Raw genomic sequence first — 13,122 nt, 5'->3', positions numbered from 1 at the left:
ATGGCTGATCGCAAGAATCCGCTCTTTCTGCGGATAATGATTGTCGTAGTGGCGTTGCTGCTGGGCTTTTCGCTGAACATGTTCCAGTTCCGCAATCCGTTCCGCAGTCTTGACACGGACTCGGCCAGCAACGCGCAATTTCCGGACAAGTCACGGTTCCCGTCCCGGCAGGAGACGACTCTGCCCGTGTCGCCGGTGGCCAAACCGCCGCAGCCTGAGGCCGCTGCGGTGAAAGAGGACAAGCCCGAGCTGCCGCAGACAGTCGCGAAGGCCGAACCGAAGAAGGACGTGGCGCCCGCGCCCGCTCCTGCTGATCCTCCGGTCCCGGCTCCGCAGCCCGTTGCCGAAGCGACGGCGGAGAAGCAGGGCGCGCCGGTATCCATCACGGTGGAGCACGAGAGCCCCTCGCTTGGGCTTCCCAAGGTGACCAGCGACGCGGCCAAGGCCAAGGCGGCCAAGATCGGACGTCAGGTTGCGACCGGCGTGGCCGAGAGCAAGCCCGAACCGAAGGCCGTAGCCGACGCGTCCGCGCCCGCCCCCGCCGCTCCGCCCGTGCCCTCCAAGGACGACAAGGCCGCAAACGCGCCTACCGCCGGAAAAGCCGAACAGCAGGAGTCCGGCAAGACAGCGCTGCAGGAGCAGGCCATACCTGAGTCTGGAACCTCGACTGAAAAGACCGATACGGCCAAACCGGCGCAGCTGGCCGAGCAGGGCGCGCAAACCGCCCCGGCGACCGCTGAACCCGTCAAGTCCGCTCCGGCTCCCTCTCCCTCGCCTGCGGAAACCGGGACTCCGGCGGCTCCGACATCACAGACGGCGCAGGCTCCCAAGGCCCCCTCCGGGGAGAAGGCGGCTGCACAGGCCTCGCAAAAATCCACATCCGGCCCGGACGGACCGGCAGCCGTGCAAACGTCCCAGGCATCACAGCCGGGCCTGGACGTGAACGCTGTACCCGGCAAGTCCTCAAAGGCGCAGGCGTCAAAACCGGCGCAAAGCGATCAGCCTGCGGCAAAGACCCCGCAGCCCCTTGCTGGCGTATCCCCGGCGGCATCTTCCGGCGCATCGACGCCTTCGGAAAAGGCCCTGCCCGACGAGAAGCCCGCAGCGGCCAAGGGAACCCGCATCCTGGAGATCAAAACCCAGGACAAGCCGGGCGAGTTCGTGCTGACCATCGTCACCGACGGTCCTGTGGAGAAGGTGACTTCCTTCCACGCCAAGGGGCCTGCCCGCTTGGCGGTTGATTTGCAGGGCAGCTGGCAGTCGGCCCTGGGGGCTTCCACCCCTGTGGAGGGCGAGCTGTTCGAGCGGATCCGCCTGGGCGCGCACCCGGACAAGCTGCGTCTGGTCATCGACTACCGGGACAAGGAGCTCTCGGCGTTTTCGGAACAGATAGTGGAAAAGCAGCCCAAGGGCGTGGTGGTGCGCATCCCCAAGGCCAAGCCTAAACCCTGATCTTCTCCAACTTACGCAGTTACAAAGCCCCCCATGACATCAGGTCATGGGGGGCTTTCGTCTTGCAGCATCAACCGCACATCACAAAAATAACAAAGAGTGCCAGCAATTATTGGGGATTCCAAAGGGACTTGTCCCTTTGGCCGCCGGAGGCTGACCCCGTCCCAGCTTACAGCACATCCCGTCAGGATGCATTAACGTCGCCACGCCAACGAGCACAGTGTCTGCCAGGTGAGACTGCCGGAGGCTGACCCCAACCCGTAGAGTTCAGCACGTCGCGGCAAGCGGCTGTCGTCGTATCGCGCCAGCCGCGATCCCGGCTAAATCTTGGTGGAAACCTTGCCGGAAAGTTTTGCCGCACCGCCGGTGCCGCCGCCCGCCGCAGCCTTGGAGGCGTCGGCCATCAGCTGCGAGAGTTGCTGGTTGAGCGCGGCGAGCTCGGTCTCCAATCCCTTGACCACGCCCTGCTTGGTCTGGTCCGGGACTGAACTCTGCTCCACCTGGGCGATCTTCTTCTCCAGTTCCTCGATCTTCTTCTTGATGCGCTCGATGGGATCGCTGCTCTCTTCCTCGTCGGGGACGGCCTCGCCTTTCCCCTTCGCCAGGATCTTGCTCAGCTCCTGCGCGGCGGTGGAAAGGGAAACGGTGTCCTTGCCGGACGATGATGTGGCGGTGGAGGATGTCGCTGTCGTCGTGCGAGCCTGGTCCACGGACTGGGCGGCGTAGGTCGAGGCGGTGGCGGATGCGCCGATTGAGGAAATGTCCATGTGCGGTCTCCTGCGAAGATAGTGGGCAGAAAATTCTCCCCATGGAAAAGTTGCAGGGACCGTTCCAAAAAATTGGGGCCGCTGCCTTGCGGCAGCGGCCCCACAAGAGGCGCAATAGCGCCGGGATGCTACTTGGAGAACACCTTGAGCCCCATGACTCCGGCAGCGATCAGGGCGATGCAGGAAAGCCGGGCGAGGCTGGCGGACTCGCCATAGAGGATGATGCCGAACAGGGCGGTGCCCAACGCGCCGATGCCGGTCCAGACGGCATAAGCCGTGCCGATGGGCAACTGCTTGGTGGCGATCCCCAGAAGACCCATGCTGACGACCATGCAGGCGACCACCCACAAGGTCGGCCAGATGCGGGTGAACCCTTCGGTGGATTTAAGCCCCACGGCCCAGGCGGTTTCGAAAAGCGCGGCGAGGAAGAGAACGGCCCATGCCATAAAGAACGCTCCTTGTGGCTTGCGGGGTCGTCCCCGGTGAGGAAGGGCGGGGCGCGGCGGGTCGTCCCGCCGAACCGTTCATCAATCGAAATTGTCCCGCATTGTGAAGGGACGCGTGGCTCGCGCTCAACCATGAAAAAGGCCGGGTCGAAACCCGGCCTTGCGATCGCGCTGAGAGCCTGCTGGACTGTTACTCGCTGAGAGCGGCGTCCTGGGCTTCGTAGGCCACCGGTTCCTGCTGGGTTTCGGGCTTTGCGGCAGCCTCGCCCTTGGGACGCCGGGGGACGATGATCACCCGCTTCATGGGGCCGTCGCCCTTGCTGCGGGTCTGTATGGTGTCGTCCTCCTGCAAGGTCAGGTGGATCACCCGGCGATGGTAGGAGCTGAGCGGTTTGGTGCTCTGCGGACGGCCCAGGTTCTTGGCCTTGTCGGCCAGGTACAGCGCCATCTTGCGCAGGCTGTCGTCCTGCTTCTCGCGGTACTCGCCGGTGTTTATCTGCACGCGCACCGGGGATTCCCAGCGCCGGGCCATGATGCGGTTGGCCAGATACTGAAGGGCGGCCAGGGTCTGGCCCTCGCGCCCGATCAGCAGGCCGGAGTGCTCCTCGTCCTGGATGCACACGTTCACGCGGCTGGCCGTGCCCTCGATCTCCATCTTGGGCTCCTGCTCAAGGATGGGGGGCAGCAGGCGCTGCATGATCTCGGTGGCCAGGGCGATGAGCTCCGGGGAAGCGGGGGAGGTGTCCTGGCCTTCGGGCAGGTCGTCATCCAGGGACGACGAGCGCTGCCTGGGTTCGGACTTGGGACGCGGCGGCTTGGCCTGGGCCTCGCGTCGGGGGCGCTGGGGCCTTTGCTCGCGCGGCTCCCTGGGCTCCCTGGGTTCGCGGGCCTGGTTGCCGTTCTCGCTCCCTTCGTTTCTTTCACGCGGTTCGCGCTGCCGCTGGGGCCGTTCGCGCCGCCTGGGACCGCGCTCACGCTCTCGCGCTGGCTGGCCGCCCTGCGGCTGCGCATCGGACGCCGTGGCGGCTGGCGCCTCCCCGGAATCAGGGCGGGGCGCTTCGGCAGTGCCGACGTCGTCCCGGGACGTTTCGGCTACGCTCTGGCGGGCTTCGCGCGAGGCCGCCTGGGCCTGGCGCTCTTCCTCGCGCATCATGGCGGCGACTGCCGGGTCGACCCGGCGGCGCGCCTTGATCTGCGCCTTCTTCTTGCCCACCAGCCCGAAGATGCCGGTGGAGCCGCCGGAGATGATCTCGATCTCCAGCCTTTCACGATCGCTTGAGAAGAAACGGCAGGCCTCGCCGATGGCGTCGTCAACCGTTTTTCCCGTGAAGGTGTTGAAGTCGCTCATGAGCTTCTCCTTATGCCTTCTTGGGGGCCGGAGCGGCGCTTCCCTTCATGAGCAGGCCCTGCTGGGCGATGGAGAGCACGTTGTTCACCAGCCAGTAGATGACCAGGCCGGAGGGGAAGTTCAGGAACATGAAGGTGAAGATCACCGGCATGAACAGCATGACCTTGGCCTGGGTGGGGTCTCCCGGCGGGGGGGACATCTTCTGCTGGATGAACATGGTCGCGCCCATGATGAGCGGCGTGATGTAGAAGGGGTCCTTGGAGGCCAGGTCGGCCAGCCATGTGATGTCTGTGAAGGGCAGGTGGGCGATGAACGGCGCGTGGCGCAGTTCGATGGAGTTCAGGAGGGCCTGGTAGAGGCCGAAGAACACCGGGATCTGCACCAGGATGGGCAGGCAGCCGCCCGCCGGGTTCACCTTGTAGGTCTTGTAGAGCTGCATCAGCTCTTCGTTCATCTTGGTGCGGTCCTCGCCGTGCTTTTCGCGGATGGCGGCCATCATGGGCTGGAGCTTGCGCATCTTCTCCATGGACTGGTAGCTCTTCTGGGACAAGGGCCAGAAAGCCAGCTTGATGATCACGGTCAGCAGGATGATGGCCACGCCGTAGTTGCCCACGTAGCCGTAGAGGAAATGCAGAAGCCACAGACAGCCTTCAGCCAGGATATGGAACCAGCCGTAGTCCAGGGCGGCCTTGAGGTTGCCGGGCGCGTCGGCCAGGGTGGCGCGCTCCTTGGGGCCGAGATAGTAGGCGCTGTCGATCTTGACAGGCTGTCCGGCGGCCAGGGAGATGCCGTCCTTCTCGGCGGCCAGACGGGTGACGCCGTCGGTGTGCTGGAGCTTCAGTACGCCGCCGCCTGCGGGGATGACCGCCGAGATGAAGTAGTTGCTTTGGACGGCGGCCCACTTGCCGTCGGCGTCCACAACCTTGCCGTCCTTCAGCTTGTCCAGGTCGGTGAGTTCTTCCAGGCTCTTGGCCAGGAAGGCTGCACGGGTGGGGTTGTAGTTGTCCTCGCCGCCGGTCAGGCTCGCGGCCGCCAGGGTGAAGGTCACGCGGGCAACCTGGGGGGTGTTGGAGACCAGGGTGACGGCCTCGTCGATCTCGTACTTGTCGGCGTGGAAGGTCAGTTCGCGCTTGATGGTCAGGCCGCCGAGCACGCCGGTGAAGGTCAGGGTGGCGGACTTGCCCGCCGCGATGGTGGTGTCCTTGGCGTCGGTGGTCCAGGTGGCGTCGCGCCAGGTGGCCTTGCCGTCCACGATAAGACCCATGGGGGCGCGGGTGGCCGCCTTGTCGGACACCAGGTCCATGTTGGGGGAGTCCTTGGCGATGGACAGCTTGTACTTGCCGAGGGTGAAATGCTGGAGCACGCCGCCCGAGGTGAGCAGGGTGGCCTTGTAAAGGGGCGTGGAAACAACGACGGGAGTCCCGGCCAGGGGTTCGGCAGCTGCCATTGAAGCGTCGGGCTTGGAGGCGGACTTGGCGCTTAAGTCGGCGGCGGGCTGGTCCTTCTGGGCCTGCTGCTGGGGCGGGGCCTTCTGGATCAGGGAATTCTGCGGAAAGAAATACTGCCAGCCGATGAGGATGCCCAGGCACAAGACGATGGCAATCAATACACGCTTGTTGTTTTCCATGGGAAACGTCCTATTTTGCGGAAAGCCGCGTGCGGCGTCGCGGTGTAAGCGCGTGCCAGCTCAGGGTTGTGGGGACAGGGTCGTAGCCGGGAGCGCAAAGGGGTTGGCAGCGCAGGAGCCGCCAGATGGTCAGCAGGGAGCCACGAAGGACGCCGAAGCGTATGACAGCTTCGCGCGCGTACTCCGAACAGGAGGGAATGAACCGACAATGCCCTGGAATCAAAGGGGAAAGGCAGTATCGGTACAGGGCGATAATCCCAAGAAGCAGCCTTTGCATAGTATCCCGAACCGGACCTTGCGGCCAGGAGTGAGGGTCTGTGAGGACCCGTACGGCAGGCTTCCCGTGAGTCGGCGAGGAGGCGACGGGCATTGCTGCCTGGCCGTTAATTCTCCCCGCTGGCAGGGAGACGGCGCTCGTCGGCGTTCGTCGCCGATGTTGCCGGGCGGAGGGTGAGTCCGTGCCGGCAGGCCGGTCCGCAAAGGCGCGTGAGCACTTTACGGCGCGCGGCGCGAGGCTCTACCCGAGGTCAGGGACGGTTCTGGATGGCCTGAATTTTCGTAAGCACCGGCTCGAGATCCCGCGTGAGCGCATCGAGCGTCAGGCCGACAGGGTCCAGATGTTTTTTCGGAACCGCCACAATGTCCAAACCTTCGGGAATCGCCTGGCCGTGAAGCCTGAAGAATTCCCTCAAGAGCCGTTTCACCCGGTTGCGGACCACAGAGTTTCCCGTTTTCTTGCTCACAGCCAGCCCGACTCTCCAATGTGAGGCCGGGTCTGGCTGGTTGAGCACGAAAAGGAGAAAGCCCTTTGAGTGGTAGCGCCGCCCATGCTCGTAACAAGCAAGGAACTGCGGGCGCTTGACCAGATGAAAGGCTTTGGGGAAGCCTAGATGCCCAGGCGTTTGCGGCCCTTGGCCCGGCGGCGGCGGATGATCGCCCTGCCGTTTTTGGTGCTGGAGCGCACCAGGAATCCGTGAGTGCGTTTGCGCCGGGTGTTGGACGGCTGGTAAGTTCTCTTGCTCATTGCTCATCTCCATATCTTGGTGAAAAAAGGAACTCGGCTTTGTAGCCATTCCGAGGGGCTTCGTCAAGAGGGGAATCGCTCCGGCCAACTCTGGACTTGCCAACCGCTTAGACGTTACTAGCCCGTGAGTCCTAAAACCCGCTTAACCTTCTGTCAACAAGGACAAGCCATGCATCCGAAACTTGCCGAACATTATTTTGCCCGGCTGGATCAGGCCGCCAAGGCCCTGCGCAAGAACAATTTCGCCGCCCATGTGGTCGAAACGGCCCAGGACGCGAAGAAACTCATACTTGAGACCCTCATTCCCGAGTTCAAACCCCAGTCCATCGCCCTGGGCGGCTCCATGACCATCACCGAGTGCGGCCTGTACGACGACATCAAGAAGCTCGACAGCATCTCCCTGTTTGACACCTACAATTACTCGCTGCCCCCCGCCGAGATGATCGAACTGCGTCGTCAGGCCCTCTTGTGCGACCTGTTCATCACCAGCACCAACGCCGTCACCGAGCAGGGCGCGCTGGTCAACCTGGACGGCACCGGCAACCGCGTCGCTTCTTTAGCGTTCGGCCCCAAGAAGGTTATCGTGCTGGCTGGGCGCAACAAGCTCTGTCCGGACGAGTTCTCCGCCATGGAGCGCATTAAAGACGTCGCTGCGCCGGTCAACGCCGCGCGCCTGAGCAAAAAGACCCCCTGTGTGGCCACCCACCGCTGCGAGGACTGCCCCTCGCCCGAGCGCATCTGCAACAGCTGGGGGATCACCGTGAAGTCCGCCCCCAAGGAGCGCATCACGGTCGTGCTGGTCAACGAGGACATGGGCTTCTAAATTATCGCACAGCGCCGGGTTGGCAGCTCCCGCTTCACGCAGGACGCCGCCCGGCGTTTGCGTGCGCTTTTGCCGAGCATCTCGCGGCATCCACGACGGCCCCGCAAGGGGCCGTCGTCGTTTAGTGCATGTTGAACCGTTTTTTTGAGTTTTTCTGCATGGGCAGGATGCCCGCAGCATCACTCCCAAAGGAGCCATTTCATGAAAGTTCTGGCCATTAACGGCAGCGCCCGCAAGGACGGCAACACCGCCATCATGGTGCGGACCCTCTTCGCGGAACTTGAGAAAGAGGGCATCGAGACGCACATGGAGCAGCTTCATGGCGTGAAGCTTACGGGGTGCATCGCCTGCTACGAGTGCTTCAAGCGCAAGGACAGGCGCTGCGCGGTCACCAAGGACAAGGTGAACGGCTACATCGAGATGATGCTCGAAGCCGACGGCATCGTCCTGGCTTCGCCCACCTACTTCGCGGACGTGACCGCCGGGCTGCGCGCTGTCATCGAGCGCGCGGGCATGGTGGCCCGTGCCTGCGACGACATGTTCGCCCGCAAGGTGGGCGCGGCCGTGGTGACCCTGCGGCGCGGCGGCGGCATGCAGACTTTCAACTCGCTGAATGCGTTTTTCTTTATCGGCCAGATGGTCGTCCCCGGCTCCAGCTACTGGAACATGGGCTTTGGGCGCGAAGTGGGGCAGGTGGAAGGCGATGAAGAAGGCTTGAAGACCATGGCCGACCTGGGCCGCAACATGGCCTGGCTCATGAAGAAGCTGAACGCGTAGCGTTGGGTTCTCGGCAGGAGGGGGGCTGGGATTCAGGCTCTGGCAGCGCCTTGTCGTAAAGGCTCTCTCAGGGGGTCTTTCCCTGGTTCGCGTGAACCTGGCGCTTTGATTTCAATCCTGGTGCAAATATGTCCATCTCGACTGATGAAAGTGTAAAATTCCCCGACGTATGTTGTAAAATTTGTTTTATGGGGTGGTCTGTCAATGTAGCAATGACTATTGTTATCGGTAATTTGAGGGCTGCACAATAATTGCAAGGCATTGGAAAACACACAAGTTGAGGTGCCAAATGAAAAGGCTGTCCCCATCCTTACTCTTGTTTGTGTTCAGCATGTTGCTGGGTTCCACTGCCAAGGCAAATCTTTATACGCTTGCCGATTGGACAAGTGGGGCGTACAATTTTACTGATGTGTACTACTCAACAGAAACAAATCTTATATGGTATTCGAAGTCTCCGTACGTACACTCAGGTGGCAACGGTTCCAGCGTGATGGATGAGTGGTATTATGATGGGATTACGTATGGCGCAGTCCCGTGGGCGAATGCCTTGACACTGTCGAGCGGCAATATTGTGTTGGATGACTGGAGACTCCCAGAAGTTACTGTTACGACGAACGCTGATGGGACAAAGTCTTTTGCAGGAGAAATTGAATCCATGCTGTCCGGAATAGGTGGAGTCAGCAATGTCGATAAATATTTCCAGCGGGTATACACTGATGGTAATTGGCCTCAAAACATATGGACAAGTACACCAGTTGATCCGCAGAACAGCATCAATGTGTGGGCGTTTAACGTGACTGGTCCTGGTCAATACATCCAGGCAAGCACAACTCTTGGTGTGTATCAGGCTTATATGACCACATTCGTAGTGATGTCCGCCGATGGCATAAACGGGGGACCCGCCGTTCCAGAGCCTGGCACCATGCTCCTCATGGGGATTGGTGCTGCTGGCGTTGTCTTCATGCGCCGCCGCACTTTAAAGAATGCTGCATAGACCCGATCTGACCTGATTCCTGACTTGCAAAGCCCCGCTGGCATTCGCTGGCGGGGCCTTCTTTTGCCGTTGTCTTCCGCTGTCCCCAAACACATGATCGATCTGTATACAGCCCATAATCCGAACCACTGCTCATATTGTTTGCCCGGTGGTGAGCCGAACGGAACCGAGCGCAACTGAACGGGATGTGGGAATATGAATGGGGTGTTGGATGGGCAGGCTGACTATCCAGTAGTCACTGCGATGACAAGCAGGCAGCTGAGACAATAGGCTGAACAGGTTACTCCAAGCGAGACTGCAAAACTAAGAATCTCTCGTTGAGTCAGCATTCCACTTGCCCCCACTTCCGATTGGTTTGTGAGAGCTATCCTGACAGGTGTCAGGAGGCAAACCCATCTCGATCGTGAGGCTATTCGAGGTCAGAGCCCAAAAGGCACCCACTTTTAAGAGAACCTTCCGCCTCTGGTCCACAAAGTAAACGTGCGTTCCCTCTGTGAATGCCGCCTCATCCCCCCGATCGCGCGGCCCGCCGCTCCATGGCGGAGAGAATCTTCCCCTCCACTTCGGCGGTAGGGCAGGGCTTGAGCAGGTAGTCCGAACCGCCCCGGCTCATGATCTCGGCGGCGATGTCCACCGAAGCGTGCCCGGTGAGGATGATCACCTCAAGCTCCGGGTCGCGCTTCTTGAGCTCCGTCAGCAGGTCCACGCCGGAAATCCCCGGCATCTTCACGTCCACCAGGGCCACGTCGAACGCGCCCGGCGAGAACTTCTCCAGGGCCTCCTCTCCGCTCAGGGCCACGCTCACCTGCATGTTTCTGAGGGAAAGAAGCCGCGCCAGGGTGGACACGAAACGCTCCTCGTCGTCCACGGCAAGAAGGCGGATGGGAGTGGTCATGGGGTCTTCTCCGTTATGGGCAGGGTGATGGTGAAGCACGCGCCGCGTCCGGGCAGGTTGGCGGCGCTTATGAAGCCGCCCAGCCTGTCCACGATGCGCTGGGTGATGGCAAGACCAAGGCCGGTGCCTTTGCCGGGGGCCTTGGTGGTGAAAAAGGGATCGAACACGCGGCCCAGGTTCTCGGGCGCGATGCCAGGCCCGGTGTCGGCCACGCGGGTGAAGGCCTTGCCGTCCGGGGTGATTCCGGTGGAGACCGTCACCGTGCCGCCGGGGCCGACCGCCTGCATGGCGTTCACCAGCAGGTTGAGCACCGCCTGACGGTACAGCGGCGGGTCCAGCGGGACCTTGGGCAGGTCCGTCGCGAATTCGCGCGCCAGGGTGATGTTGTTGGGGCGGGCTTCGCGTTCCACCAGCCGGGCCATGTCCTCCACGCAGCGGTTGAGGTCGGCGGGCTGGCGGATGGGCTTCCAGGTGCGGGCCAGATTGAGCAGGTTGTGGGTGATGTCCGCGCAGCGGCTCACCTGCCCCTGGATGGTGGCCAGGCTCTGGCGGGCGTCGTCGATGGGCGGCTCAGGCTGGCCGAGCAGGTGGGCCATCCACTCGGCCTCCTGGGTGATGACCGCCAGGGGGTTGTTGATCTCGTGTGCGATGCCCGAGGCTATCTCGCCGATGGCCGCCAGCTTCTGCGACTGGAAGAGCTGTTCGTCCAGGGCGCACTTCTGCGACTCCGAACGCATGAGGCAGCTCTTGAACTGCCTGAAGATTGTCCAGCCAAGCCACAGGGCCAGCGCTGCCGGGGCCAGCGACCAGGGTGCGGGGACAAGCGCCGCCAGGACCACAAGCCCGGCGGCCAAAGCGGCGAGGCAACCCGGTTCAGGCATGCGCGGAGCCCAGGAGCTTTCGCTCGTAGGCCTGGGCGATGGCTCCGAGCAGTTCCTCGAAGTCCACGGGTTTTATGAGGTAGGCGTTGGCCCCGATGGACATGCCCTGCACGCCCGATTCCACCGAGGCGTGCCCGGTGAGCAGGATGACCTCCATGCCGGGGTAGCGTTTCTTTACCTCGCGCAGCACCTCGATGCCGTCCATGCCGGGCATCATGATGTCCAAAAGCGCCACGTCGAACTCCTGGCGAGCCAGCACCCCAAGCGCCTCGGGGCCGCTCAGGGCGGTTTCGGCAACGAAACCGCGCCGTTTCAGGCGCTTGACGATGGTTTCGTTGAAATCCTTTTCGTCGTCCACGACCAGAACCCTGGCTTGATCCATGCTGTCCCCCGCCTCAGGCTGCCGGAATGAAGACCGTGAAGGTCGTGCCTTGGCCTACGATGCTGCTTACGGTGATGCGGCCGCCGAGCTTTTCGATGATCCCGAATGCGATGGACAGGCCAAGGCCAGTTCCTTCTCCGGGTTTCTTGGTAGTGAAGAACGGGTCGAAAATCTTTTCCAGAGTTTCCTGCGGGATGCCGCAGCCCGTGTCCACGAAGGATATTGCCAGCATGTTGGAGTGCTGGTCGTAGCGCGTGGAGAGGTTCAGCTGGCCGTTCTTGCCGATGGCGTCGATGGCGTTGTCGATCAGGTTCAGGAACACCTGCTGCAACTGGGTGGGGTCGGAGTCGGTTGGGGGCAGGTTCTCGGCCAGCTCCTGGCGGATGTCGATGTTTCGCAGCAGAGCCTCGGTTTTCAGGAACTGTACGGTTTCCGTAAGCAGCTTGTTCACGTTCACGGACTGCTTCACCGGCTCCATGCGCCGGGCGAACCCCAGCATGCGGTGGGTGACGTTCTTGGCCCGCTCCACATGGTGCTCGATGCGGTGCACCGAGTCGGCGATCTCCTGGTACTGCGGGATGGCCTTGACCTCGTCCTCTTCCATGAGGTCCTTGATCCAGCCAGCCTGTTCCCGGATGATGGCCAGGGGGTTGTTGATCTCATGGGCCACGCCCGCCGCCATCTTGCCCAGGGCCGCCATCTTGCCGGACTGGGTGAGGTTCGCGTCCAGGCTGGCCTTCTCGCGCTCGGCGTTTTCCAGCCTGCGGACCATGGAGTTGGTCACCAGCACGGTTCCCGCGATGATTATCGCCACGCCCGCAGCCAGAAGTACCCAGGTGAGGTGTTCGGTCTCGAACAGGGGGCGCAGCGCCTCCTCGGGGTCTTCGCGGATCACCAGGAGCCAGTCCTTGTTCTCAAGCCAGGTCCAGCCGTAGAGGTACTGGCGGTGGTTGACCTGGAGCTCCTGGATGCGAAGCCCCGGGAAGCGGGCGTCCATCTTGAAGGGCAGGTCCATCTCTTCCATGACGTGTCCGCCGAAGCGCGGGTTGGTCTGGAGGAGGTGCTTGTCGCTCATCAGGAAGGCGTCGCCCTTGCGGCCCATCTGCACGCGCTTGACGAAGGACTCGAACACGTCCGAGTCGATGGTGGCCCGCATGATCCAGGCCTTGCCGCCCTCGCGGCGCAACACGGCGATGATGATGTGCGGATACTGCCGAAATCCCATGAAAACGTCCGAGATGTAGACGCCCTTGGCCATGACCTTGGCAAACCACTCTTCGTTCTTATAATTCTTGCCTGTCAGGCTGTACGGCCCGGCGTAGGCTAGGTGGTTGCCGTCGGAATCGATGACGCCGAGGTCGATGTAGTAGCGGGAGGTGGTCTGGAGCAGGGTGAAGATGCGCTCCAGGTTGGCCTGGTCGGCGGCCTCATCCAGGGTGATCGCGCTGGACAACGTGGACACCTGGGCCACGCGTTCGGTCAGGAACAGGTCGATGGCGTTGCGCTTGCTCTCCACCAGGGTGCGCAGGCTGCCCTGCAGGACGTCCTGATAGGCGGTGGAGAAGCGGCTTTTCACCCCGATGCCGAGCACCAGGAGCGGCAGGAGCGAGAAGCCCAGCGTGAACAGGATTATGGTCAGGCGAAGGCGTTTGAAGTCCAGTGTTTTCATGCTTCTACCGTGTTGAGGTTGCTGTACCCGCCCGACT

At 62.3% G+C, this 13,122-nt stretch carries 14 protein-coding genes and 1 pseudogene; 4 read left to right on the top strand and 11 right to left on the bottom strand.

What is annotated here, in order from left to right:
- The gene (locus G453_RS0109975; RefSeq protein ID WP_043645291.1) at positions 1 to 1,452 is read left to right on the top strand and encodes an AMIN domain-containing protein; all 1,452 of its coding nucleotides are present in this window, start codon (positions 1 to 3) and stop codon (positions 1,450 to 1,452) included.
- Positions 1,453 to 1,772: 320 nt separating this feature from the next.
- On the opposite strand, the gene G453_RS0109970 is transcribed toward G453_RS0109975, so the two are convergent.
- The 7 genes and pseudogenes from G453_RS0109970 to rpmH form a co-directional block, all read right to left on the bottom strand.
- The gene (locus G453_RS0109970) at positions 1,773 to 2,219 is read right to left on the bottom strand and encodes a hypothetical protein (RefSeq protein WP_027190960.1); all 447 of its coding nucleotides are present in this window, start codon (positions 2,217 to 2,219) and stop codon (positions 1,773 to 1,775) included.
- Positions 2,220 to 2,347: 128 nt separating this feature from the next.
- Positions 2,348 to 2,665, bottom strand: coding sequence for a quaternary ammonium compound efflux SMR transporter SugE (sugE, locus tag G453_RS0109965; protein WP_027190959.1), 318 nt, complete (start codon positions 2,663 to 2,665; stop codon positions 2,348 to 2,350).
- Between the two features lie 190 nt (positions 2,666 to 2,855).
- Positions 2,856 to 4,013 (bottom strand): Jag family protein, encoded by a 1,158-nt coding sequence (locus tag G453_RS23295; RefSeq protein WP_051272213.1) that lies wholly within the window; start codon positions 4,011 to 4,013, stop codon positions 2,856 to 2,858.
- 10 nt (positions 4,014 to 4,023) lie between these two features.
- The gene (yidC, locus tag G453_RS0109955; protein WP_027190958.1) at positions 4,024 to 5,640 is read right to left on the bottom strand and encodes a membrane protein insertase YidC; all 1,617 of its coding nucleotides are present in this window, start codon (positions 5,638 to 5,640) and stop codon (positions 4,024 to 4,026) included.
- Between the two features lie 10 nt (positions 5,641 to 5,650).
- On the bottom strand, positions 5,651 to 5,917 hold the full coding sequence (yidD, locus tag G453_RS27175; RefSeq protein ID WP_084502221.1) for a membrane protein insertion efficiency factor YidD: 267 nt from the start codon (positions 5,915 to 5,917) through the stop codon (positions 5,651 to 5,653).
- 250 nt (positions 5,918 to 6,167) lie between these two features.
- Positions 6,168 to 6,512: pseudogene (gene rnpA, locus G453_RS28775) on the bottom strand (ribonuclease P protein component); the annotation flags it as partial.
- 14 nt (positions 6,513 to 6,526) lie between these two features.
- Positions 6,527 to 6,664, bottom strand: coding sequence for a 50S ribosomal protein L34 (gene rpmH / locus G453_RS0109945; RefSeq protein WP_027190956.1), 138 nt, complete (start codon positions 6,662 to 6,664; stop codon positions 6,527 to 6,529).
- 169 nt (positions 6,665 to 6,833) lie between these two features.
- Between rpmH and G453_RS0109940 the strand changes: the two genes are divergently transcribed.
- The 3 genes from G453_RS0109940 to G453_RS27165 all read left to right on the top strand — a co-directional run bounded on the left by G453_RS0109940 (position 6,834) and on the right by G453_RS27165 (position 9,258).
- On the top strand, positions 6,834 to 7,487 hold the full coding sequence (locus tag G453_RS0109940; RefSeq protein ID WP_027190955.1) for a lactate utilization protein: 654 nt from the start codon (positions 6,834 to 6,836) through the stop codon (positions 7,485 to 7,487).
- A 201-nt stretch (positions 7,488 to 7,688) separates the two neighbouring features.
- Positions 7,689 to 8,264: a flavodoxin family protein gene (locus tag G453_RS0109935; RefSeq protein WP_027190954.1), complete on the top strand. Its 576-nt coding sequence runs from the start codon at positions 7,689 to 7,691 to the stop codon at positions 8,262 to 8,264.
- Between the two features lie 289 nt (positions 8,265 to 8,553).
- On the top strand, positions 8,554 to 9,258 hold the full coding sequence (locus G453_RS27165; RefSeq protein ID WP_084502220.1) for a PEP-CTERM sorting domain-containing protein: 705 nt from the start codon (positions 8,554 to 8,556) through the stop codon (positions 9,256 to 9,258).
- A 505-nt stretch (positions 9,259 to 9,763) separates the two neighbouring features.
- Here the strand turns inward: G453_RS27165 and G453_RS0109930 are convergent.
- The 4 genes from G453_RS0109930 to G453_RS0109915 are packed head-to-tail and all read right to left on the bottom strand — an operon-like array spanning position 9,764 to position 13,085.
- On the bottom strand, positions 9,764 to 10,153 hold the full coding sequence (locus G453_RS0109930) for a response regulator (RefSeq protein WP_027190953.1): 390 nt from the start codon (positions 10,151 to 10,153) through the stop codon (positions 9,764 to 9,766).
- Positions 10,150 to 11,034 (bottom strand): sensor histidine kinase, encoded by an 885-nt coding sequence (locus G453_RS23290; protein ID WP_051272207.1) that lies wholly within the window; start codon positions 11,032 to 11,034, stop codon positions 10,150 to 10,152. The genes G453_RS0109930 and G453_RS23290 overlap by 4 nt, the downstream gene beginning before the upstream one ends.
- Positions 11,027 to 11,416: a response regulator gene (locus tag G453_RS0109920; protein WP_027190952.1), complete on the bottom strand. Its 390-nt coding sequence runs from the start codon at positions 11,414 to 11,416 to the stop codon at positions 11,027 to 11,029. Before G453_RS0109920 ends, G453_RS23290 begins: the two co-directional genes overlap by 8 nt.
- A gap of 13 nt (positions 11,417 to 11,429) precedes the next feature.
- The gene (locus G453_RS0109915; protein WP_027190951.1) at positions 11,430 to 13,085 is read right to left on the bottom strand and encodes an ATP-binding protein; all 1,656 of its coding nucleotides are present in this window, start codon (positions 13,083 to 13,085) and stop codon (positions 11,430 to 11,432) included.
- Positions 13,086 to 13,122 lie beyond the last annotated feature (37 nt).

The organism is Fundidesulfovibrio putealis DSM 16056 (assembly GCF_000429325.1).
Lineage (GTDB): Bacteria > Desulfobacterota > Desulfovibrionia > Desulfovibrionales > Desulfovibrionaceae > Fundidesulfovibrio > Fundidesulfovibrio putealis.
This window is presented reverse-complemented; position numbering and strand designations above follow the sequence as displayed.

What these genes read in the sequence shown, in the direction of transcription:
- G453_RS0109975 (WP_043645291.1), top strand. Translation starts at nt 1, where the DNA reads ATGGCTGATCGCAAGAATCCGCTCTTTCTGCGGATAATGATTGTCGTA.
- G453_RS0109970 (WP_027190960.1), bottom strand. Translation starts at nt 2,219, where the DNA reads ATGGACATTTCCTCAATCGGCGCATCCGCCACCGCCTCGACCTACGCC.
- sugE (WP_027190959.1), bottom strand. Translation starts at nt 2,665, where the DNA reads ATGGCATGGGCCGTTCTCTTCCTCGCCGCGCTTTTCGAAACCGCCTGG.
- G453_RS23295 (WP_051272213.1), bottom strand. Translation starts at nt 4,013, where the DNA reads ATGAGCGACTTCAACACCTTCACGGGAAAAACGGTTGACGACGCCATC.
- yidC (WP_027190958.1), bottom strand. Translation starts at nt 5,640, where the DNA reads ATGGAAAACAACAAGCGTGTATTGATTGCCATCGTCTTGTGCCTGGGC.
- yidD (WP_084502221.1), bottom strand. Translation starts at nt 5,917, where the DNA reads ATGCAAAGGCTGCTTCTTGGGATTATCGCCCTGTACCGATACTGCCTT.
- rpmH (WP_027190956.1), bottom strand. Translation starts at nt 6,664, where the DNA reads ATGAGCAAGAGAACTTACCAGCCGTCCAACACCCGGCGCAAACGCACT.
- G453_RS0109940 (WP_027190955.1), top strand. Translation starts at nt 6,834, where the DNA reads ATGCATCCGAAACTTGCCGAACATTATTTTGCCCGGCTGGATCAGGCC.
- G453_RS0109935 (WP_027190954.1), top strand. Translation starts at nt 7,689, where the DNA reads ATGAAAGTTCTGGCCATTAACGGCAGCGCCCGCAAGGACGGCAACACC.
- G453_RS27165 (WP_084502220.1), top strand. Translation starts at nt 8,554, where the DNA reads ATGAAAAGGCTGTCCCCATCCTTACTCTTGTTTGTGTTCAGCATGTTG.
- G453_RS0109930 (WP_027190953.1), bottom strand. Translation starts at nt 10,153, where the DNA reads ATGACCACTCCCATCCGCCTTCTTGCCGTGGACGACGAGGAGCGTTTC.
- G453_RS23290 (WP_051272207.1), bottom strand. Translation starts at nt 11,034, where the DNA reads ATGCCTGAACCGGGTTGCCTCGCCGCTTTGGCCGCCGGGCTTGTGGTC.
- G453_RS0109920 (WP_027190952.1), bottom strand. Translation starts at nt 11,416, where the DNA reads ATGGATCAAGCCAGGGTTCTGGTCGTGGACGACGAAAAGGATTTCAAC.
- G453_RS0109915 (WP_027190951.1), bottom strand. Translation starts at nt 13,085, where the DNA reads ATGAAAACACTGGACTTCAAACGCCTTCGCCTGACCATAATCCTGTTC.